Origin of the sequence: uncultured Pseudokineococcus sp., assembly GCF_947499845.1 — a bacterium.
GTDB lineage: Bacteria > Actinomycetota > Actinomycetes > Actinomycetales > Quadrisphaeraceae > Pseudokineococcus.
This window is the reverse complement of record NZ_CANMPM010000004.1, coordinates 21,129-41,991: the sequence shown is the minus strand read 5'-3', so window position 1 is coordinate 41,991 and position 20,863 is coordinate 21,129. Positions and strand designations below refer to the sequence as shown.

General features: G+C 76.4%; 18 protein-coding genes. 8 read left to right on the top strand and 10 right to left on the bottom strand.

The features are described 5' to 3' along the window. Positions 1 to 200 precede the first annotated feature (200 nt). The 5 genes from gap (at position 201) to Q0789_RS05260 (ending at position 4,091) form a co-directional block, all read left to right on the top strand. Positions 201 to 1,205: a type I glyceraldehyde-3-phosphate dehydrogenase gene (gene gap / locus Q0789_RS05280; RefSeq protein ID WP_171202890.1), complete on the top strand. Its 1,005-nt coding sequence runs from the start codon at positions 201 to 203 to the stop codon at positions 1,203 to 1,205. Beyond that, complete coding sequence (locus tag Q0789_RS05275; RefSeq protein WP_298802853.1) at positions 1,202 to 2,419, top strand: phosphoglycerate kinase; 1,218 nt, start codon at positions 1,202 to 1,204, stop codon at positions 2,417 to 2,419. The genes gap and Q0789_RS05275 overlap by 4 nt, the downstream gene beginning before the upstream one ends. Before the next feature lie 33 nt (positions 2,420 to 2,452). Then, entirely contained in the window at positions 2,453 to 3,226 is a 774-nt protein-coding gene (gene tpiA, locus Q0789_RS05270; RefSeq protein ID WP_366917649.1) for a triose-phosphate isomerase, read from the top strand. A 165-nt stretch (positions 3,227 to 3,391) separates the two neighbouring features. After that, on the top strand, positions 3,392 to 3,643 hold the full coding sequence (gene secG, locus Q0789_RS05265) for a preprotein translocase subunit SecG (RefSeq protein ID WP_363326077.1): 252 nt from the start codon (positions 3,392 to 3,394) through the stop codon (positions 3,641 to 3,643). Positions 3,644 to 3,740: 97 nt separating this feature from the next. Further along, complete coding sequence (locus Q0789_RS05260; protein ID WP_171202892.1) at positions 3,741 to 4,091, top strand: RNA polymerase-binding protein RbpA; 351 nt, start codon at positions 3,741 to 3,743, stop codon at positions 4,089 to 4,091. A 109-nt stretch (positions 4,092 to 4,200) separates the two neighbouring features. Here the strand turns inward: Q0789_RS05260 and pgl are convergent, their stop codons facing one another. The 6 genes from pgl to tkt all read right to left on the bottom strand — a co-directional run bounded on the left by pgl (position 4,201) and on the right by tkt (position 12,980). Beyond that, a complete protein-coding gene (pgl, locus tag Q0789_RS05255; RefSeq protein ID WP_298802844.1) occupies positions 4,201 to 5,061 on the bottom strand; it encodes a 6-phosphogluconolactonase in 861 nt (286 codons plus the stop codon). Next, entirely contained in the window at positions 5,058 to 6,302 is a 1,245-nt protein-coding gene (opcA, locus tag Q0789_RS05250; RefSeq protein WP_298802842.1) for a glucose-6-phosphate dehydrogenase assembly protein OpcA, read from the bottom strand. Before opcA ends, pgl begins: the two co-directional genes overlap by 4 nt. After that, positions 6,299 to 7,867 carry a glucose-6-phosphate dehydrogenase gene (gene zwf / locus Q0789_RS05245; RefSeq protein ID WP_298802840.1) on the bottom strand — a complete coding sequence of 523 codons (1,569 nt, stop codon included), beginning with the start codon at positions 7,865 to 7,867 and terminating at the stop codon, positions 6,299 to 6,301. The genes opcA and zwf overlap by 4 nt, the downstream gene beginning before the upstream one ends. Continuing rightward, positions 7,864 to 9,504 (bottom strand): glucose-6-phosphate isomerase, encoded by a 1,641-nt coding sequence (locus tag Q0789_RS05240; RefSeq protein WP_298802838.1) that lies wholly within the window; start codon positions 9,502 to 9,504, stop codon positions 7,864 to 7,866. Before Q0789_RS05240 ends, zwf begins: the two co-directional genes overlap by 4 nt. Beyond that, a complete protein-coding gene (gene tal, locus Q0789_RS05235; protein WP_298802836.1) occupies positions 9,501 to 10,673 on the bottom strand; it encodes a transaldolase in 1,173 nt (390 codons plus the stop codon). Before tal ends, Q0789_RS05240 begins: the two co-directional genes overlap by 4 nt. A 129-nt stretch (positions 10,674 to 10,802) precedes the next feature. Then, positions 10,803 to 12,980, bottom strand: a complete 2,178-nt coding sequence (gene tkt, locus Q0789_RS05230; protein ID WP_298802834.1) for a transketolase — start codon at positions 12,978 to 12,980, stop codon at positions 10,803 to 10,805. Positions 12,981 to 13,701: 721 nt separating this feature from the next. Between tkt and Q0789_RS05225 the strand changes: the two genes are divergently transcribed. Further along, entirely contained in the window at positions 13,702 to 14,622 is a 921-nt protein-coding gene (locus Q0789_RS05225) for a heme o synthase (protein ID WP_366917648.1), read from the top strand. A gap of 69 nt (positions 14,623 to 14,691) precedes the next feature. Here Q0789_RS05225 and Q0789_RS05220 read toward each other — a convergent pair whose 3' ends face one another. From Q0789_RS05220 to Q0789_RS05205, 4 genes are all read right to left on the bottom strand, one after another. After that, on the bottom strand, positions 14,692 to 15,486 hold the full coding sequence (locus Q0789_RS05220; protein ID WP_298802830.1) for a hypothetical protein: 795 nt from the start codon (positions 15,484 to 15,486) through the stop codon (positions 14,692 to 14,694). Between the two features lie 94 nt (positions 15,487 to 15,580). Then, positions 15,581 to 16,543, bottom strand: a complete 963-nt coding sequence (locus Q0789_RS05215) for a COX15/CtaA family protein (RefSeq protein ID WP_298802828.1) — start codon at positions 16,541 to 16,543, stop codon at positions 15,581 to 15,583. Positions 16,544 to 16,615: 72 nt separating this feature from the next. Further along, positions 16,616 to 17,404, bottom strand: a complete 789-nt coding sequence (locus Q0789_RS05210; RefSeq protein ID WP_298802826.1) for an ABC transporter permease — start codon at positions 17,402 to 17,404, stop codon at positions 16,616 to 16,618. Continuing rightward, positions 17,401 to 18,348 carry an ABC transporter ATP-binding protein gene (locus Q0789_RS05205; protein WP_298802824.1) on the bottom strand — a complete coding sequence of 316 codons (948 nt, stop codon included), beginning with the start codon at positions 18,346 to 18,348 and terminating at the stop codon, positions 17,401 to 17,403. The genes Q0789_RS05210 and Q0789_RS05205 overlap by 4 nt, the downstream gene beginning before the upstream one ends. Before the next feature lie 157 nt (positions 18,349 to 18,505). Between Q0789_RS05205 and Q0789_RS05200 the strand changes: the two genes are divergently transcribed. Together Q0789_RS05200 and sufB are read left to right on the top strand one after the other, a co-directional pair. Beyond that, the gene (locus tag Q0789_RS05200) at positions 18,506 to 19,348 is read left to right on the top strand and encodes a MarR family transcriptional regulator (RefSeq protein WP_298802822.1); all 843 of its coding nucleotides are present in this window, start codon (positions 18,506 to 18,508) and stop codon (positions 19,346 to 19,348) included. Further along, positions 19,345 to 20,766, top strand: coding sequence for a Fe-S cluster assembly protein SufB (sufB, locus tag Q0789_RS05195; RefSeq protein ID WP_298802820.1), 1,422 nt, complete (start codon positions 19,345 to 19,347; stop codon positions 20,764 to 20,766). Before Q0789_RS05200 ends, sufB begins: the two co-directional genes overlap by 4 nt. Positions 20,767 to 20,863 lie beyond the last annotated feature (97 nt).

Sequence of the window (20,863 nt, the reverse complement as noted above, 5' to 3'; positions counted from 1 at the left end):
GGTGGGGCGCGGGGCCGATCCCCTAGGGTCGGGGGCATCCCAGCGCTGCGGCGAGCACGTCCGACCACCTCCGGGCACCCCCCGGGCACGCCCCGAGGCCCCCGGGCCCGACCGGGCAGGTCGGGCGAGCGCCGCAGCCGGCAGATCCGACCGCCCCGTCGGCCCGCCCACCGCGGGCCACCGACCCCAGGGAGACCGACGTGACCATCCGCGTGGGCATCAACGGCTTCGGCCGCATCGGCCGCAACTTCTTCCGCGCCGCGGCGGCGTCCGGCGCCGACGTCGAGGTCGTCGGCCTCAACGACCTCGGCGACAACGGCGTCCTCGCCCACCTGCTCAAGTACGACTCGATCCTCGGGGTCTTCCCGGGCGAGGTCACGGCCGACGCCGAGGGCATCACCGTCGACGGGCGCCGCATCCGCGTCATGTCCGAGCGCGACCCGAAGGACCTCGCCTGGGGCGAGCTCGGCGCGGACGTCGTCGTCGAGTCCACCGGCTTCTTCACCAAGGCCTCCGCGGCCCGCGCGCACGTCGACGCCGGCGCGAAGAAGGTCATCATCTCCGCGCCCGCCACCGACGAGGACGTCACCGTCGTCATGGGCGTCAACCACGAGCAGTACGACCCGTCGGCGCACACGATCATCTCCAACGCCTCCTGCACGACGAACTGCCTCGCGCCGATGGCCAAGGCCATCCACGACGCGTTCGAGATCAAGCAGGGCCTCATGACGACGGTCCACGCGTACACGGCCGACCAGAACCTCCAGGACGGCCCGCACAAGGACCTGCGCCGCGCCCGCGCCGCCGCGCTCAACATCGTCCCCACCTCGACCGGCGCGGCCAAGGCCATCGGCCTCGTGCTGCCCGAGCTCAAGGGCAAGCTCGACGGCTACGCGCTGCGCGTCCCGGTGCCCACGGGCTCGGCCACGGACCTCACCGTCACCGTGGGCCGCGAGACCTCCGTCGAGGAGGTCAACGCCGCGGTCAAGGCCGCTGCGGAGGGCGCCCTCGGCCCGTACCTGCGCTACAGCGAGGCGCCCATCGTCTCCTCCGACATCACGCAGGACCCGGCGTCGTGCATCTTCGACGCGCCCCTCACCAAGGTGATCGGGGACCAGGTCAAGGTCGTCGGCTGGTACGACAACGAGTGGGGCTACTCCAACCGCCTCGTCGACCTGGTCGGCCACGTCGGCTCCTCCCTGTGAGGACGGTCGAGGAGCTCGCCGCGCAGGTCGACGGCCTGCGCGGCAAGCGCGTCCTCGTCCGCAGCGACCTCAACGTCCCGCTCGCCGAGCGGGACGGGGGCCGCGAGATCACCGACGACGGTCGCATCCGGGCCTCCCTGCCCACCTGGCAGCGGCTGCTCGACGAGGGCGCGCGCGTCGTGGTCTGCGCCCACCTGGGCCGGCCGAAGGGCGCGCCGGAGGAGCGCTACTCCCTGGCGCCCGTCGCCGAGCGGGTCCGCGAGCTCCTGCCCGAGGTGACGGTGCGCTTCGCCACCGACACGACGGGGGAGTCCGCGCGGGAGCAGGCCGCGGCCCTCGCCGACGGTGAGCTGCTGCTCCTCGAGAACCTGCGGTTCGACCCCGGAGAGACGTCGAAGGACGACGACCAGCGGGGCCGGTTCGCCCGCGACCTCGCCGACCTGGCCAGCGCGTACGTCGGCGACGGCTTCGGCGCCGTGCACCGCAAGCACGCGTCGGTGTACGACGTCCCCCGGCACCTGCCGTCGGCCGCGGGCGGCCTCGTCCTCGCAGAGGTCGAGGTGCTGCGGCGGCTGACGCAGGACCCGGCGCGGCCCTACGTCGTCGTCCTCGGCGGCTCGAAGGTCTCCGACAAGCTCGGCGTCATCGACGCCCTGCTCGGCACGGCCGACCGGATCCTCGTGGGCGGGGGGATGGTCTTCACCTTCCTCGCGGCGCAGGGTCACGACGTGGGCACCAGCCTGCTCGAGGCCGACCAGCTCGACACCGTGCGCGGCTACCTCGCGACGGCGGCCGAGCGCGGCGTCGACGTGGTCCTGCCGACCGACGTCGTCGCGGCGACCGCCTTCTCGGCGGACGCCGAGCACGGCGTCGTCCCCGCGGACGCCATCCCGGCCGACCGCATGGGGCTCGACATCGGCCCGAAGTCCGCCACCGCCTTCGCCGCGGCGCTGGCCGACGCCGGCACCGTCTTCTGGAACGGCCCGATGGGCGTCTTCGAGATGGAGCCGTACGCGGCGGGCACCCGGGCCGTGGCCGAGGCCCTCGCCGGCTCCGACGCCTTCTCGGTCGTCGGGGGCGGCGACTCCGCGGCCGCGGTGCGGGCCCTCGGGCTCTCCGAGGACGACTTCGGGCACATCTCGACGGGCGGGGGGGCGAGCCTGGAGTACCTCCAGGGCGACGAGCTCCCCGGCCTGCAGGCGCTGGAGGGCTGAGACGTGGCGACCACCACGAGCAGGACCCCGCTCATGGCGGGCAACTGGAAGATGACCCTGGACCACCTGCAGGCGGCGTCGACGCTGCAGAAGCTGGCGTGGACCCTGCAGGACGCCAAGCACGACGCCGCGAGCGTCGAGGTCGTCGTCCTGCCGCCGTTCACGGACCTGCGGACGGTGCAGACGCTCGTCGACGGCGACCGCCTGGAGCTGGCCTACGGCGCGCAGGACGTCTCGCCGCACGACAGCGGGGCCCACACCGGCGACGTCTCCGCGCCCATGCTGGCGCGGCTGGGCTGCCGGTACGTCGTCGTCGGGCACAGCGAGCGGCGCGACGACCACGGTGAGGGCGACGAGCTCGTCGCGGCCAAGGCCGCGGCGGCGCTGCGCCACGGCGTCACGCCGATCGTGTGCGTGGGGGAGGCGCTCGACGTCCGGCAGGCCGGTCGCCAGGTCGAGCACGTGCTCGCCCAGCTCGACGGCTCCATCGCGGGTCTCGACGCCTCCGCCGTCGCGGGCCTCGTCGTCGCCTACGAGCCCGTGTGGGCCATCGGCACCGGCGAGGTCGCCACCCCGGCGGACGCCCAGGAGGTCTGCGGGGCGATCCGCGCGCGCCTGCGCGAGACGCACGGCGACGCCGCCGCCGACGGCGTGCGCGTCCTCTACGGGGGCTCGGTGAAGCCCTCCAACGTCGCGGCCGTCATGGCCGAGGACGACGTCGACGGCGCGCTCGTCGGCGGGGCCAGCCTCGACCCGGCGGACTTCGCCGCGATCGTCCGGTACCAGCACCACCACGGCGGCCGCTGAGCCGACCGCGCCGCCGTCGGCCGAGGTCGGCCGACGGCGGCGCGCCGTCCCGTACCCTGGGGCGCGCGCACGACCGCCCGGCACCCGCAGCGGCTCCAGGGGAGCGACCGCGGGTGCGCCCAGCACACCGCCGCACGGCGGGCACCACCCGCGAGGAGCCCCATGATCGACGTCCTGAGGATCGTGCTGCTGGTCCTCCTCGGCATCACCGGCCTCTTCCAGGTGCTCCTCGTGCTCCTGCACAAGGGCAAGGGCGGCGGCCTCTCGGACATGTTCGGCGGCGGCATGTCGGCGAGCGTGGGCAGCTCGGGCGTCGCCGAGCGCAACCTCAACCGGCTGACGGTGGGCATGGCCCTGCTGTGGGCCGCGGTGGTCGTGCTGCTGGGCCTCGTCGAGCGCTTCGACCCGAGCATCTGACCAGCACCTGACGAGCAGGTGGGCCGGCGGCGAGCCGCCGGCAGGACCGGACGGACGAGCGCCCCGCGGGGCGCCCTGAGCACGAGGAGTGGGGCACGTGGCTGGAGGGAACGCGATCCGGGGCAGCCGGGTCGGCGCCGGACCGATGGGCGAGGCGGAGCGCGGTGAGAGCGCCCCGCGCGTCGTCATCTCCTACTGGTGCGCCAACGAGCACGAGACGCGGCCGAGCTTCGCGCAGGACTCCGGCGCGCCCGTGCCCGAGACCTGGGACTGCCCGCGCTGCGGGTTCCCCGCCGGCCAGGACCGCGCGAACCCGCCGCAGCCGCTGCGCAACGAGCCGTACAAGACGCACCTCGCGTACGTGAAGGAGCGCCGCAACGACGCCGACGGCGCGGCCATCCTCGAGGAGGCGCTCGAGTCGCTGCGCGCCCGCCGGCTGGTGCCCTGACCGCCACGAGCCGTCCGCGCGAGAGGCCCCGCTCCCCGGTGGGGGAGCGGGCCCTCTCGTGCGTCCGGCCCCGCCGCCGACGGCGGGGCTCGACGGGGTGGGAGGGAGGTCAGCCGTGCAGCTGCGAGGCGGCGGCCCGGTCGACGAGCCACCGCGTGGCGCGGCGGCCGCGGGCGACCACGGCCGGCGTGCGCACCGCGTCCTCCTCGGGGTCGAGCCCCCGTGCGACAGCGGTCGCCTTGTCCTCGCCGGACACGACGAGCCACACCTCGGCCGCCGCCCGCAGGGCGTCGGCGCCGAGGCTCAGGCGCAGCGGCGGGGGCTTGGGCGCGTCCTCCTCCACGACGACGGTCGCGCCGCGGAGCCCCAGGGCCGGGCGCCCCGGGAAGAGCGAGGCGACGTGCCCGTCGGGGCCGACGCCGAGGAGGAGGACGTCGAAGACGGGGACCCCGAGGGCGGGCTCGCCGCCCGGACCGAGGTCGTCCGCGTGCTCGGCGAGCTCCGCGGCGTAGCGCGCCGCCGCGTCGACGGCCGCCTCGGGACCGCCGCCGGCGTCGTCCGCCGGCATGGGGTGCCAGCGGGCGGCGTGCAGCGCGGGCGCCCGCAGCAGGGCCGCCCGCGCCTGGACGTCGTTGCGCTCGTCGCTGCCGGCGTCGACGAAGCGCTCGTCGCCGAACCACAGGTGCACCCGCGACCAGTCGAGCGCCGCGGGGCTCCCGCCGTCCTGCCCGTCGCCGGCCGGGGGAGCGCCGTCCTCGATGCCGACGGCGTCCGCGACCGCCGCGAGGGCCCGCCCGCCGATCCGGCCGCCGGTGAGGACGACGTGCACCGGTGCGGGGGCGGGTCGCTCCTCGAGCGCCGCGCCGACGGCCGCGAGCAGCCGGTCGGCGACGTCCGCGACGAGGGCGTCGGCGTCCTCGAGGACGGCGATCTCCGGGGGCGCGCCCCCGGGGGCGGAGGGGGCGCTCACGCCGCGCCCCCTCGGCCCTCGCCGACCGCCTGCGGGTCGGCCACGTCGGCCGCCGACGCGCCGCCGTCGTCCGGGACGAGCTCGCTGCCGACCGGCTCACCGGCCCCGGCGCTCGTGCTCCCGCCCGTGACCTCGTCCGGCACCGGGGCCGCCGCCGCGCCGGCGACGACCTCGGAGTCGTCCGTCGGTCCGGGCTCCGCGGGGGCGTCCTCCGGCTCCGCCCCGCGGACGGCCGCCGCCGTCTCGCGCTCGGCGGCCCGGTGGCCGGCGAGGCGCCGGCGCGCGTCCTCCCGGGAGGAGCCGCCCGCCTCGGCCGCGCGGCGGGGACGCGCCAGCGCCCGCAGCCCCTGGGTGAGGACGTCGCCGTAGACCTCGTCGGGGTCGAGCCGGCGGAGCTCCTCGGCGAGGCAGTCGCGGACGCTGCGCGGCGGCAGCGACACCTGCCGCTCGGGCTGCCCCGGCGCCGTCAGCAGCGCCGTGGCGCCCTCGGGGCGGACCAGCTCGACGTCGCCGGAGCCCCGCTCCAGGCGGACGCCGACGATGCCGCTGCCCGGCTCGCTGCGCACGCGGCTCACGGGGCAGCCGAGGGCGAGCCCGAGCCAGCCGGCCAGCAGGTCGGCGCTGGGGGAGTCCTCGGCGCCCGTGACGACGGCCGAGCGCACGGGGTCGTGCGGCGGCTGGTCGAGCGCGGCGGCGAGGAGCCCCCGCCACAGGGTGACCCGGCTCCAGGCCAGGTCGGTGTCCCCGGGGGCGTGGCCGGCGGCGAGCGCCTGCAGCGCCTTGAGGGGGCGGCGGGCGGCCCCGGAGTCGGTGATCCGCCGCTGGGCCATCGCCCCGATGGGGTCCTCGGCCGGCACGGCCGGGGGCTCGCCCGGCCACCACGCGACGACCGGGGCGTCCGGCAGCAGGAGCGGCACGACGACGGCGTCGCCGTGCCGCGCGAGCTCGCCGTAGAGGCGGGCGACGACGACCTCGCTGGCGCCGGCGTCGCCGCCGACGCGGATCTGGCCGTCGAGGCGGTTGGCGCCCCGCCGGCTGCCGCGGGCCACGACGAGCACCCGGCACGGGTGCTCGCGGCTGGCGTCGTTGGCCGCGGCGATGGCCTCCTCGGCCTCCTCGTCGCCCGTGCAGATGACGAGGGTGAGGACGCGGCCGAGCGCCACGGCCCCGCCCGTCTCGCGCAGGTCGACCAGGCGCCGGTTGAGGGCGCTGGTCGACGTCGAGGGCAGGTCGATGATCACGGGCGCCTCCACTCGCGGCCGTCGCGCTCCATCATGGCGAAGGCGCTGGGTGGTCCCCAGCTCCCCGAGGGGTACGCCTCCGGCGCCCCGCTCCGCGCCCAGTGCTCGATGACCGGGTCGAGGATGCGCCAGGACAGGTCGACCTCCTCGTGCCGGGGGAACAGCGGCGGGTCGCCGAGGAGCACGTCGAGGATGAGCCGCTCGTAGGCCTCCGGGCTGGACTCGGTGAAGGCGTGGCCGTAGCCGAAGTCCATCGTCACGTCCCGCACCTCCATCGCGGTGCCCGGCACCTTGGAGCCGAAGCGCAGCGTGACGCCCTCGTCGGGCTGGACGCGGATGACCAGGGCGTTCTTGCCGAGCTCCTCCGTGGCCGTCTGCTCGAAGGGCAGGTGCGGGGCGCGGCGGAAGACGACGGCGATCTCGGTGACCCGCCGCCCGAGGCGCTTGCCCGCCCGCAGGTAGAACGGGACGCCGGCCCACCGGCGGGTGTCGATCTCGACCTTGACGGCGGCGAAGGTCTCGGTGGTCGAGTCCTCCGGGATGCCGTCCTCCTCGTCGTACCCCCGCACCTGGCTGCCGCCCTGCCACCCGGCGGCGTAGCGGCCGCGGGCGGTCGAGGAGTCGAGCCCGGACGCGGGGTGGCGCACCGCCGAGAGCACCTTCTCCTTCTCGGCCCGCAGGTCGGAGGCCCCGAAGGACACGGGCTCCTCCATGGCGGTGAGGGCCAGCAGCTGGAGGAGGTGGTTCTGGATGACGTCGCGCGCCGCGCCGATGCCGTCGTAGTACCCGGCCCGCCCGCCGATGCCGATGTCCTCGGCCATGGTGATCTGCACGTGGTCCACGTGCTGGGCGTTCCAGATCGGCTCGAAGAGCTCGTTGGCGAAGCGCAGCGCCAGGAGGTTCTGGACCGTCTCCTTGCCGAGGTAGTGGTCGATCCGGAAGACGGCGTCCGAGGGGAAGACGCGCTCGACGACGCCGTTCAGCTCGCGCGCCGAGGCGAGGTCGTGGCCGAAGGGCTTCTCGATGACGACGCGCCGCCACGAGCCCTCCTGCGCGCGGGCGAGGCCCGAGCGGTCGAGCTGCTCGCAGACCACGGGGAAGCTCGAGGGCGGCACGGAGAGGTAGAACGCGACGTTGCCGCCCGTGCCGCGGGCGGCGTCGAGGTCCTTCACCGTGGCGGCGAGGCGGTCGAAGGCCTCGTCGTCGTCGAAGGCGCCGGGGATGAAGCGCAGGCCCTCGGCGAGCTGGCGCCACACCTCCTCCCGGAACGGGGTGCGCGCGTGCTCGCGGACGGCGTCGTGGACGACGCGCCCGAAGTCCTCGTCGCGCCAGTCGCGGCGCGCGAAGCCGACGAGCGAGAACCCCGGCGGGAGGAGGCCGCGGTTGGCGAGGTCGTAGACCGCCGGGAGCAGCTTCTTGCGCGCCAGGTCGCCGGTGACGCCGAACATGACGAGGCAGGAGGGCCCCGCGATGCGCGACAGCCGCTTGTCGCGGGGGTCGCGCAGCGGGTTGGCCGCCGCCCCCGCCGAGCCGACCGTGCCCGCCCCGACCGTGCCCGCCGTCACCGGGTCCGTCCGTCGGCCCCGGCGAGCACCGCCCGCAGGCGGCCGAGCGCGGAGCGGTCGGTGAGGTGCAGGCGCAGCACGGGACGGCCGTGGTCGGCGAGCACCGCCGCGTCGCCGGCCGCCTGGGCGCGCTGGAGCCCGCCGAAGGTGAAGGGCCGGTCCGGGATGGGGAGGTCCTCGCCCGCGGGCTCGGACGTCACCTGCAGGTAGACCCCCGTCGCCGGGCCGCCCTTGTGGTACTGGCCCGTCGAGTGCAGGAAGCGCGGGCCCCAGCCGAAGGTCACCGGGCGCCCGGTGCGGGTGGCGAGGTCCTCGCGGACCCCCTCGAGGTCGGCGTCGGCCTCCCGGTCGAGGTAGGCCATGACCGCGAGGTAGCCGCGGTCGCCGTCCACCTGCGCCAGCTGCGCGAGGAGCGCGTCGACCGCCTCCTCGAGCGTCGCGGCCCCGGCGACCTCGGAGGTCCCGCGGATCTCGACGTCGCCGTCGACCGCGAGGGGCTCCTCGGTCTCCGGCGAGCCCTCGAGCAGCTCGCGCGTCGCCTGCTTGGCGCTCTCGACGTCGGGCTGGTCGAAGGGGTTGATGCCGAGCAGGCGGCCCGCCACGGCGACGGCCGTCTCCCAGAGCACCATCTGCCCGCCGAGCGAGCCGCTCGTGCGGACCTCCGCGGCGGCCGCGGCGTCCGAGCCGTCGGCGTCGTCCGCGACGAGCCGCACGACGAGCGCGTCGGACGGCGGGGAGGCCACCTCGGGCGAGCCCGTCCCGGCGACGACGACGGGCAGGAGCCCGGTGCCCTCCTTGCCGGTGGACTCGGCGACGAGCTGCTCGGCCCAGGCGCCGAAGCCGCGCAGCGAGGTGCCGTCCTCGACGAGGACGAGCTTGTCGCGCAGCGGGTCGGTGCCGCCCAGGGCGGCGCCGAGCCGGAGGCCGGGGTTCCCCTCGTCGTCGGCCGCCAGCACCTGCAGGGCCTCGGCCGCCTCGTCGAGGAGCTGCTGCACGTCGGCGCCCGCGAGCCCGGCGGGCACGAGGCCGAAGGCGGTGAGGGCGGAGTAGCGCCCGCCGACGTCGGGGTCGGCCTCGAAGAGGGCGCGGTAGCCCTCGTCGCGGGCCATCTGGGAGAAGGGGGAGCCGGGGTCCGTGACGACGACGACGCGGCGCGCCGCGTCGACGCCGGCGGCGGTCATGGCCTCCACGAAGGCGCGGCGCTGCGAGTCGGTCTCGACGGTCCCGCCCGACTTGCTCGAGACGACGACGACCGTGCGCTCGAGGCCCTCGTCGAGGGCGCGGCGCACCTGGCCCGGGTCGGTGCCGTCGAGGACGACGAGCGGCACCCCCGCGGTGGCGGTGATGACCTCCGGCGCTAGGGACGAGCCGCCCATGCCGCAGAGCACGACGCGGTCGACGCCCTCGGCGGCGAGCTCCTCGCGCAGGGACGCCACGCGCCCCGGCAGGTCCGCCGAGCGCGACGCGACGTCGACCCACCCGAGGCGCTTGCCGGCCTCGTCGGCCGCCGTCGGCCCCCAGAGGTCGGCCTCCTGCGCGGCGACGCGGCTCGCGACGCGGTCGGCGACGAGCGAGGTGACGTGCGCCGAGACCGCGCGCGCGGCGTCGCCGGTCGCCGTGACGGACAGGCCGCTCACTGCTGGGCCTGGGCGTCGTCGTCGGCCGTGGACACGCGCGCGAGCTCGTCCGAGACGGTCTGCTGCAGCTCGGTCCAGGAGTCGGCGAACTTCTTCACGCCCTCCTGCTCCAGCTGCTCGACGACCTCGGTGTAGGAGATCCCGAGGCGCTCGAGGTGGTCCATGACCGCCTCGGAGGCCTCGGCCGTCCCCGTGAGCGTGTCGCCGTGGACCTGCGCGTGGTCGTGCGCCTTGTCCAGGGTCGACCCCGGCATGGTGTTGACGGTGCCCCGCGCGACGAGCTCGGTGACGTAGAGCGTGTCGGGGTAGTCCGGGTTCTTCACGCCGGTGGAGGCCCACAGGGGCCGCTGGCGACGGGCGCCGGCCTGCTCGAGGACCTCCCAGCGCGGGGTGGAGAAGACCTCCTCGTAGGCGGCGTAGGCGAGGCGGGCGTTCGCGAGGCCGGCCTGGCCGCGCAGCTCCAGCGCCTCGTCCGTGCCGATGGCCTCGAGCCGGCCGTCGATCTCGCTGTCGACGCGGCTGACGAAGAAGGAGGCCACGGACGCGATCTGCGACAGGTCGCGGCCCGCCTCGCGGGCCTGCTCGAGCCCGGTGAGGAAGGCGTTCATGACGGCGCGGTAGCGGTCGAGGGAGAAGATCAGCGTGACGTTGACGCTGATGCCCTCGGACAGGGCGGTCGTGATGGCGGGCAGGCCCTCGACGGTCGCGGGGATCTTCACCATGAGGTTCGGGCGGTCGACGGCCGACCAGATCTGGCGCGCCGCGGCGACCGTCTTCTCGGTGTCGTGCGCCAGGCCGGGCTCGACCTCGAGGGACACGCGCCCGTCGTGGTGGTCGCTGCGCTCGTAGACCGGGGCGAAGAGGTCGCAGGCGCGGCGGACGTCCTCGGTGGTGATCTCGAAGATCGCCTCCTCGACGTCCGCTCCCCGCCGCGCGAGCTCGGTGGTCTGCTCCTCGTAGGCGTCGCCCTTCGACAGCGCGCTGGCGAAGATCGTCGGGTTGCTCGTGACGCCGACGACGCTCTTCTCGTCGACGAGGCGCTGGAGCTCGCCCGACTCGAGGAGCTCGCGCGACAGGTCGTCGAGCCAGACGGAGACGCCCTCGGCGGAGAGCTGCGCGAGGGGGTCGGTGCCGGTGCCGCCGGCGGGCGTGGGGGCTGCGCTGGTCATCTCGGGTCCTCCGGTGCGTGCGGGGTCTGGGCTGTCGCGGGTCTGGGCTGGCGCGGGGGGCGGGTCGACCGGTGGTCCGGCCGACCGGGGGCCGGGCGGCGCGCACGGGGCGCGCCGCCCGGGCGGCCGTCACTGCTGGTCGGCGGCGCCGCCCTCGGTCGGGGTGGTGCCGGCGCCGCCGGGGGAGTCGCCCCCGCGGGCGGCGCGCAGGGAGTCGCGGGCGGCCTCGGCGACGGCCTCGCCGGTCAGCCCGAACTCGCGGTAGAGCGTCTCGTAGTCGGCCGAGGCGCCGAAGTGCTCGATGGAGACGGTGCGGCCGGCGTCGCCGACGACGTCGCGCCAGCCCTGGGCCACGGCCGCCTCGACGGACACGCGGGCGCGCACGCCCGCCGGCAGCACGGACTCGCGGTAGGCGTCGTCCTGCTCGTCGAACCACTCGCGGCACGGCATCGAGACGACGCGGGCGCGCACGCCCTCGCCGGCGAGCTGCTCGCGCGCCGCCATCGCGATCTGCACCTCCGACCCCGTCCCCACGAGGATGACGTCGGGCTCGCCGCCGTCGGCCTCGGCGAGGACGTAGGCCCCGCGCAGGACGCCCTCCGCGGACGCGAGCGTCGAGCCGGACGCCGCGCCGTCGCCGCGCTCGAAGGTCGGGACCTTCTGACGCGTGAGGGCGAGGCCGGCCGGGCGGTCGGTGCGCTCGAGGACGCCGCGCCAGGCCCACGCCGTCTCGTTCGCGTCCGCGGGGCGGACGACGTCGAGGCCCGGGATGGCGCGCAGCGCGGCGAGGTGCTCGATCGGCTGGTGGGTCGGGCCGTCCTCGCCCAGGCCGATGGAGTCGTGGGTCCAGACGTAGATCGTCGGGACCGCCATGAGCGCCGCGAGGCGCACCGCGGGGCGCATGTAGTCGCTGAAGACGAGGAAGGTGCCGCCGTAGGCGCGCGTGCCGCCGTGCAGCGTGATGCCGTTGAGGATCGAGCCCATGGCGTGCTCGCGGATGCCGAAGTGCAGCGTGCGGCCGCCCTCGTCGCCCGGGAACTTCTTCGTCGCCTTGCCGGCGGGCACGAAGGAGCTGACGCCCTCCATGGTCGTGTTGTTGGACCCGGCGAGGTCGGCGGAGCCGCCCCACAGCTCGGGCAGCACGGGCGCCAGGGCGGAGAGGACGTCGCCGGACGCCGAGCGCGTGGCCACGTCCTTCCCGGCGGGGAAGTCGGGCAGCGCGTCGGTCCAGCCCTCGGGCAGGCGGCGCTCCGACATGCGGTCGAGGAGCTCGGCCCGCTCGGGGTTCGCCGAGCGCCACTCCTGGTAGCGCTCCTCCCACGCGGCGCGGACGCCCTTCGCGCGCTCGGTGCTCGAGCGGGTGACCTCGAGGACCTCGTCGTCGACCTGGAAGGTGCGGTCGGGGTCGAAGCCCAGGACCTCCTTCGTGGCGCGGACCTCGTCGTCGCCGAGCGCGGCGCCGTGCGAGGCGCCCGTGCCCTGCATGGTCGGCGCGGGCCAGGCGATGACCGTGCTCAGCTTGATGATGGAGGGGCGGCTCGTCTCCTCGCGCGCCTTCGTGATGGCGGCGTGCAGCTCGGCCGGGTCCTCCGCGTAGCCGCCGCCCTTCGTGAAGTCGACGTGCTGGGTGTGCCAGCCGTAGGCGGCGTAGCGGGCGAGGACGTCCTCGCTGAAGGCGATGTCGGTGTCGTCCTCGATGGAGATGCGGTTGTCGTCGTAGATGACGACGAGGTTGCCGAGCTCCTGGTGGCCCGCGAGGGAGCCCGCCTCGGAGGTGACGCCCTCCTGGAGGTCCCCGTCCGAGGCGATGACGTAGATCGTGTGGTCGAACGGGCTCTCGCCGGGCGCGGCGTCCGGGTCGAGCAGGTGGCGCTCGCGGCGGGCGGCCATGGCCATGCCGACCGAGCTCGCGAGCCCCTGGCCCAGCGGGCCGGTCGTGATCTCGACGCCGTCGGTGTGGCGGAACTCGGGGTGGCCCGGCGTCTTCGAGCCCCAGGTCCTCAGCTGCTGGAGGTCCTCGAGGGAGACGTCGTAGCCGGCCAGGTACAGCTGGATGTAGAGGGTGAGGCTCGAGTGCCCGGCGGACAGCACGAACCGGTCGCGCCCGTGCCAGTGGGAGTCCGCCGGGTCGTGGCGCATCACCTTCTGGAAGAGCAGGTAGGCCGCGGGGGCCAGGCTCATCGCCGTGCCGGGGTGGCCGTTGCCGACCTTCTGCACGGCGTCGGCGGCCAGCACGCGGACGGTGTCCACGGCGCGCTGGTCGGCGTCGCTCCAGGTGAAGGAGCCGGCCGTCGTCTCGGTGTCCATGGGCGTCCTCTCGCGGCCGCCCCGGCGGTGGTGCCGGGCGCCGGCCTCGTCTCGCGGTGCTCAGCCCGTGCCGCGCACGAGCTCGGTCAGTGGCCCGTCGACCCGGGCCCCGGCGGGTCCCCCCGGCGCTCGGGCCGCCGCCCCCGGTGCAGCGCGCGGGGGGCCGTGCGGCTTCCCGCCCGCCCGCCCCGAGGACAGGACCGGGTGCGGACGTCCCCCGGGGCCCCCGTGAGAGGACCGTGCCCGGAGCCGCCCAGGACCCGCAGCGACCCTAGTGGCGCGGCTCTCGCGACGCCCGCGCGCGCCCACCCCTCGGTCGGGGCCGGCCACCGCGCCCGCGCCTCGTGCGGCGGGCGGGTCCGGCTGCCGTCCGTCGGGCGGGTCCGGCTGCCGTCCGTCGGGCGGGTCCGGCTGCCGTCCGTCGGGCGGGTCCGCCCGGGCGCCCGGTGGCGGGCGCGTACGATCGGCCCCGGAGCAGGCGCACCGGCGGGACCGGTGCGCGGGCGGGCGCGGCGGCGCAGGCTCCCGCCCGAGTGCCCCGCCCGGACGCCGCCCCGGACGCCGCCCCGGACGCCACGACGTGCGCCCCACCCCCGACCGATCGGACGAGGCCCCTGTGAGAGCGACCGACCCGCTGCGCGCCGAGACCGCCGCGGGCCCCGCCGCCGCGCCCCGGGGCGCCGGCCGGCCGGGCTCGGCGGGGGGCGCCGCGAGCGGGCCCCTGCACCCGTCGGGCCGGCCCGGGCGCTCGCGGGCCGCCGCCTTCCTGGCGCTGACGAAGCCGCGCATCATCGAGCTGCTGCTCATCACGACCGTGCCGACGATGCTGCTCGCCGCCGGTGGCCTGCCGCCCGTCGGGCTCGTGCTCGCCACCCTGGTGGGCGGCGCCCTCGCGGCCGGGAGCGCCAACACGCTCAACTGCTACGTCGACCGGGACATCGACGCCCTCATGGACCGGACGCGCGAGCGCCCGCTCGTCACCGGCGAGGTGACCCCCCGGGAGGCGCTCGTCTTCGGCGTCGCGCTCGGCGTGCTGTCGACGGCGTGGCTGGCGCTGCTCGTCAACCCGCTGTCCGCCGCCCTCGCGGTGGCCGCGATCGCCTTCTACCTCTTCGTGTACACGCTCGGCCTCAAGCGGCGCACCTCGCAGAACATCGTCTGGGGCGGCGCCGCGGGCTGCATGCCCGTGCTCATCGGCTGGTCGGCGGTGACGGGCGGCCTCGACTGGCCCGCCCTCGTCCTCTTCGGCGTCATCTTCCTCTGGACGCCGCCGCACTACTGGCCGCTGTCGATGCGGTACGCCCGCGACTACAGCAGCGTCCACGTGCCCATGCTCGGCGCCGTCGAGCGCCCGACCCTCGTCGCCCGCCGGATCCTCGCCTACTCCTGGGCGATGGTCGCGTGCTCGCTGCTGCTCGTGCCCGTCGCCGGGACGGGCCCGGTCTACACGCTCGGCGCCGTGGTCCTGGGCGCCTGGTTCCTCCTCGAGGCCCACGCCCTGCGCCGCCGCGCCCGCCTGGCCGACTCCTCGACGGAGCCGGTGGCCACGGCCGGCGCCATGCGCGTCTTCCACGTGTCGATCTCGTACCTCAGCCTGCTCTTCCTCGCCGTCGGCGCGGACCCCTTCGTCCCCTGGTGGTGACGGCTCCCCGGCGGTGAGGGCCGCCGGGAGGGCGCACGCCCCTCCCGGTGGCCGGCTCCCTCGCCCGGCTCAGCCCAGCACGTCGACGACGACGCGCGGCGGGTCGGACAGGCGGGTGACGCGGTACGGCGCGTCCGCGGCGGCGTCCAGGCCCACGAGGACCTGGGCCTGCCCCTCGAAGACCCCGCCCGCACGGACCTCGCGGACGAGGGCGGTGCCCTGCCCGTCCACCGAGCCGACGAGCTCCTCCTGCCCGGTGTCGAAGGGGTACCCGAGGCCGCGCACGACGACCTCGAGGAAGCGCTCGCCCTCGACGGCCACGGGCTCGCCCGAGCCCTGCTGGGAGGGCTCGTCGACGTAGTGCGCGTACCAGCCGGGCAGGCCGGCGGGGTCGCCCGCCAGCTCGACGACGACGCGGTCGAAGCCCTCGTGGCGACCCGTGCGCACGTCCACGACGGAGAGGCCGGCGCCCGTGGCCGCCTCCTCCGACGGGGCCGTGCCGACGTCCGCCAGCGGCTCGCCCGCCGCGTCGACCCCGTCCTCGGACGTCGGTGCCGACGACGCGGACCCGTCCGTCGTCATCGGGTCCGTGGTGCCCCGGTCCTCGGTGGTCGACCCCGTGGCGCTCGGGTCCGTCGTGGGCGCGCCCGTCGCGGCGGTGGCGTCGGACACCGGCGAGGACGCCGCCACGGGGGAGGACGACGCGGGGCCGGCCGTCACGTCGTCGCCGCAGCCGGCGGCGAGGAGGGCCAGCGCGGCGGCCGCAGCCGCCGCCCGGCCGACCCGGGTGCGTCGCACGGTGCCGCGCGCGGCGGGGCGGGGGCCCGTCAGAGCCCGGGATCGGTCCTGGTGTCGTCGGTCCATGCGCCGATCATCGGCGGCACGACGCGGGGGCGAGAGACCGATCCGGTCACGATCTGCTCACACATGCTGCGCTGCGTGACAGCCCCGTCGGACGTCAGGCGGGGGTCGCGGGGAGCCGCTCGCGCAGGGAGAGCAGGAGGGCCGTGGTGGCGACGACGCCGAGCGCGGCGCCGAGCATGTGGCCCGCCACGAGGGCCTCCGGGAGGCCCGTGGCGTACTGCACCCAGCCGAGCACCCCCTGCGCCAGGAGGACCACGAGGAGCACCGCGGTGCGGCGGCGAGGGCGCTGCGGCGCGCCCGTCCGCCGCAGGAGCACGGCGAGGACCACGACGAGCACGAGCAGCAGCACGACGGCGTCGGCGTGGAGGCGGGAGACGACCTCGGTGTCGAAGCCGAGCCGGACGGGGTGCTCGGCGTCCCCCGAGTGCGGGCCGGAGCCGGTGACGACGGTGCCCAGCACGAGCACGGCTCCCAGCACCGCGCCGGCGCTGCGCGCGACGACCCGGGGCGCGCGCAGGACCAGGGGACGCGGCGGGCCGTCGGCGCCCTCGCGCACGCGCAGGAGCAGGACGGTGGAGGCCGCCACGAGCGCCATGGACACGAGGAAGTGGGTGGCGACGGTGGCCGGGTGCAGCTGGGTGAGGACGGTGATGCCGCCGATGAGGGCCTGGAGGACGACCCCGACCAGCGGCGCCGCAGCGAGGGGCAGCAGCCCGGCGGGGCGTCGGCCGGTGAGGACGAGGCGGGCCACGGCGGCGAGGGCGGCCAGCGCCGTGAGGGTGACGACGCCGGTGAGCAGGCGGTTGCCGAACTCGATGGCCGCGTGGACGCCCATCTCCGGCGTGTACACCGGCGTGTAGGAGCCGACGCTGCACTCGGGCCACGTGGGGCAGCCGAGACCGGAGGCCGTGAGGCGCACGGCCCCGCCGGTGACGACGATGCCGACCTGCGCGACGAGGTTGGCGACGAGGACGGCCACGACCCAGCGCGGCGGGCGCCCGCCCGCGACCGGGGCCGGGGTGCGCGCGGGGCGCGCGGCGACCGGGGAGCTGCTCACGGCTCCAGGGTAGGTGAGGGCCGGGCGCCGCCCGACGGCGCCGCCGGCGGGCCCGACGGCCCCCTCAGCCCCTCAGTCCCAGCGGAACCAGCGGCGGGCGGCGAGCGCGGCGACCGCGGCCCAGGCGAGGAGGACGAGCAGGGCCCTGACGTCGAGGGTCCCGTCGGCCGAGGCGCGCCGCAGGCCCTCGCCGAGGGCGCCGGAGGGGAGGGCGTGCACCAGCGCGGCCCAGGGGCCCGGCAGCGCGGCGGCCGGGACGACGAGGCCGCCGCCCACGAGCAGCGCCGCCCAGACGAGGTTGGCGACGGCGAGGACCGCCTCCGGGCGCAGCACGCCCGCGAGCAGGAGCGCCAGCGCCGTGAGGGCCGCGGTGGCCACGAGGACGAGCAGGGCGCCCGGGAGCAGCCCCACCGGGTCGGGGCGCCAGCCGACGGCGACGGCGACGGCGCCCAGCAGGACGACCTGGACCACCTCGACGGCGAGGACGCCGAGGACCCGCCCGGCGAGCAGCCCTCCGCGGCCCAGCGGCGTCGTGGCGAGCAGGCGCAGGACCCCGCTGCGGCGGTCGAAGCCGGTGGCGATGGCCTGGCCCGTGAAGGCCGTGGAGAGCACGGCGAGGGCGAGGACGCCCGGCGCGACGACGTCGACGGGGCGCTCGCCCGCGGCGAGGCCGAGGTCGACGACCTCGGTGCGGGCGAGGCCGACGAGGACGAGCGCGGGCAGCACGAGCGTGAGGAGCACCTGCTCGCCGTTGCGCAGCATGGTGCCCGCCTCCCAGCGGGCCTGGGCCGCGACGCGGGCGAGCAGCGGGGCGGCCGAGGGGCCGTCCACGGCCGTCGCCGTCGCGCCGGGGCGGCTCACCGCAGGCTCCGTCCGGTGAGGTCGAGGAAGACCTCCTCGAGGCTCGGCCGGCCGACCGAGAGGGCGTCCGGCATGACGCCGCGCTGGGCGCACCAGGAGGTCACGCCGGCGACGACCTGCGGGTCGACGTCCCCGGAGACGACGTAGGACCCGGGCGCGGGCTCGCTGACGACGACGTCCTCGGGCAGGGCCTGGCGCAGCGGCCCGAGGTCGAGACCGGGGCCGGCCGTGAAGCGCAGCGACGCCGTGGAGCGGGCGGTGAGGACGCCGGGCGCCCCGGTGGCGAGGGCCCGGCCGCCGTCGACGATGACGACGTGCTGGGCGAGGCGCTCGGCCTCGTCGAGGTCGTGCGTCGTCAGCAGCACGCCCGCCCCCTCGGCGACGGCCTCGCGCACGAGGTCCCACACGACGAGGCGCGCGGCGGGGTCGAGCCCCGCCGTCGGCTCGTCGAGGAAGAGCAGCCGCGGGCGGCCCACGAGGGCGGCCGCGAGGGCGAGCCGCTGGCGCTGCCCGCCGGAGAGCCGGCGGACGGACGTGCGCGCGAAGGCCGGCAGGCCGAGCCGCTCGGCCAGGGCGTCGACGTCGCGGGGGTGCGCGTGCAGCCGGGCGAGGTGGCGCAGGAGGCGCAGCGGGCGGGCGGAGGTCGGCAGGCCGCCGTCCTGGAGCATGGCCCCCACGGCGGCCCGGTGGTCGGGGTCGGCGGCGGCGCGCAGGACGTCGGCGCCGAGCACCTCGACGCTCCCGCCGTCCGGCCGGCGCAGCCCGAGGCAGCACTCGACCGTGGACGTCTTGCCCGCCCCGTTGGGCCCGAGCAGGGCGGTGACCGACCCGGCGGCGACGTCGAGGTCGAGGCCGTCGACGGCGGTGCGCGCGCCGTAGCGCTTGACGAGGCCGCGCACGCGCAGCGCGGCCCCGGACGGGGAGCCGTCCGGAGGACCACCCACGGCGGGCGAGTCTAGGTCGGCGCCGCCGGCGCGCCCGCCCGCGCCCCGTCCGGCCACCCGTCCGTGGGGCGGTCCGCGTCCGGGGACGCCGGAGGCCCTCGCGGGGTGAGGGCACCCTCACTGGACGCCCCCCGCGGGGTTTCGTCACACTGGCGTCGTGAAACCGGACGGCGTCCCCCGCCCCGCGGGGGGGACCTCGAGCGAGGTGACCACGCGCGAGCGCGTGCTCGCCGTCGTCGTCGAGCACGGGCCCGTCACCTCGGGCGCCGTCGCGCGCGTCCTCGGGCTCACGGCCGCGGCCGTGCGCCGCCACCTGGACGCCATGGCGGCCGAGGGCCTCGTCACGGGCCGGGACGCGCGCCCCGGCCCGGAGCGCCGCGGTCCCGGGCGCCCCCCCAAGGAGTTCGTGGCCACGCGCCGCGCCTCCGCACCGGCCGGGGACCGGGACGGGCACGCCGACCTGGCCGTCGACCTCCTGCACCACCTGGCGGCCACGGCCGGCCGGGCGGGGGTGCGCGCCTACGCCGAGCACCGCGCCCACGAGCTGCGCGAGCGCTACGCGCCGGAGGTGCGGGCGGCCGGCCCGGAGGTCACGGACCGGGCCCGCGCCCTCGCGGGCGCCCTGGGGCGCGACGGCTTCGCGGCCAGCGCCCGACCCGTCGACACGGGAACAGGCGTCGCCGCGGTCCAGTTGTGCCAGGGGAGGTGCCCGGTGCAGCACGCCGCGGCCGCCTTCCCCGAGCTCTGCGAGGCGGAGACCGAGGCCTTCTCCGAGCTGCTCGGGGTCGGCACCCGCCGGCTCGCGACCCTGGGCGCCGGCGGGCGCGTGTGCACCACGCACGTGCCGACCGCCCCGCCCGACCACGACCGGCCGACCCAGCACCACCCGGCGCAGCAGCGATCGGCCCAGCACGGCACCACCACGAGCGGCGCACCGCGCCGGGCCCCCGGCCCGGCCGCCCGCCGCACCCCGAGCAGTCCGGAGGGACCACGCGGATGAGCACCGACGTCGAAGCACTGAACCCCGAGCTCGAGGGCATCGGCACCTACACCTACGGCTGGGCCGACTCCGACCTCGCCGGCACCAACGCCCGCCGCGGCGTGGACGAGGACGTCGTCGCCGACATCTCGGGCCGCAAGGGCGAGCCCGACTGGATGCTGCGCACCCGCCAGAAGGCGCTGCGGATGTTCGGCCGCAAGCCGATGCCGAGCTGGGGCAGCGACCTCGACGGCATCGACTTCGACAACATCAAGTACTTCGTGAAGTCCACGGAGAAGCAGGCCACCTCCTGGGAAGAGCTGCCCGAGGACATCAAGAACACCTACGACCGCCTCGGCATCCCGGAGGCGGAGAAGCAGCGCCTCGTCGCGGGCGTGGCGGCGCAGTACGAGTCGGAGGTCGTCTACCACCAGATCCGCGAGGACCTGGAGGAGAAGGGCGTCATCTTCGTCGACACCGACACGGGCCTGCGCGAGCACGAGGAGCTCTTCAAGGAGTACTTCGGCTCCGTCATCCCGCCCGGCGACAACAAGTTCGCCGCCCTCAACACGGCGGTCTGGTCGGGCGGCTCCTTCATCTACGTGCCCCCGGGCGTCCACGTCGACATCCCGCTGCAGGCCTACTTCCGGATCAACACGGAGAACATGGGCCAGTTCGAGCGCACGCTGATCATCGCGGACGAGGGCTCGTACGTGCACTACGTCGAGGGCTGCACGGCGCCGATCTACAAGAGCGACTCGCTGCACTCGGCCGTCGTCGAGATCGTCGTGAAGAAGGACGCCCGCGTCCGCTACACGACCATCCAGAACTGGTCGAACAACGTCTACAACCTCGTCACCAAGCGGGCCACCGCCGCCGAGGGCGCCACCATGGAGTGGATCGACGGCAACATCGGCTCCAAGGTGACGATGAAGTACCCGGCCGTCTTCCTCATGGGGGAGGGCGCCAAGGGCGAGACCCTGTCCATCGCCTTCGCGGGCGAGGGCCAGCACCAGGACGCGGGCGCCAAGATGGTCCACGCGGCGCCGCGGACGTCGTCCTCCATCGTCAGCAAGTCGGTGGCGCGCGGGGGCGGGCGCACGTCCTACCGGGGGCTCGTCCAGGTCCTCGAGGGGGCGCACCACTCGGCGTCGACCGTCCGCTGCGACGCGCTGCTCGTCGACCAGATCAGCCGGTCGGACACCTACCCCTACGTCGACGTCCGCGAGGACGACGTCTCCATGGGGCACGAGGCGACCGTCTCCAAGGTCAGCGAGGACCAGCTCTTCTACCTCATGTCCCGCGGCATGAGCGAGGACGAGGCCATGGCGATGATCGTGCGCGGGTTCGTCGAGCCCATCGCGCGCGAGCTGCCCATGGAGTACGCGCTCGAGCTCAACCGCCTCATCGAGCTGCAGATGGAGGGCGCGGTCGGCTGACGACCGCCCCACGCCGCCGCCGGCCGCCCCGCCCGGGCGACCGGCGGCGGTGGTGCGAGCGCGACGGGACGCCCGCCGCCCTCGCACCCCCTGCGCG

Excerpts from the sequence above, each read along its gene's own strand:
- tkt (WP_298802834.1), bottom strand. The coding sequence starts at position 12,980 with ATGGACACCGAGACGACGGCCGGCTCCTTCACCTGGAGCGACGCCGAC.
- sufB (WP_298802820.1), top strand. The coding sequence starts at position 19,345 with ATGAGCACCGACGTCGAAGCACTGAACCCCGAGCTCGAGGGCATCGGC.
- tal (WP_298802836.1), bottom strand. The coding sequence starts at position 10,673 with ATGACCAGCGCAGCCCCCACGCCCGCCGGCGGCACCGGCACCGACCCC.
- Q0789_RS05220 (WP_298802830.1), bottom strand. The coding sequence starts at position 15,486 with ATGGACCGACGACACCAGGACCGATCCCGGGCTCTGACGGGCCCCCGC.
- tpiA (WP_366917649.1), top strand. The coding sequence starts at position 2,453 with ATGGCGGGCAACTGGAAGATGACCCTGGACCACCTGCAGGCGGCGTCG.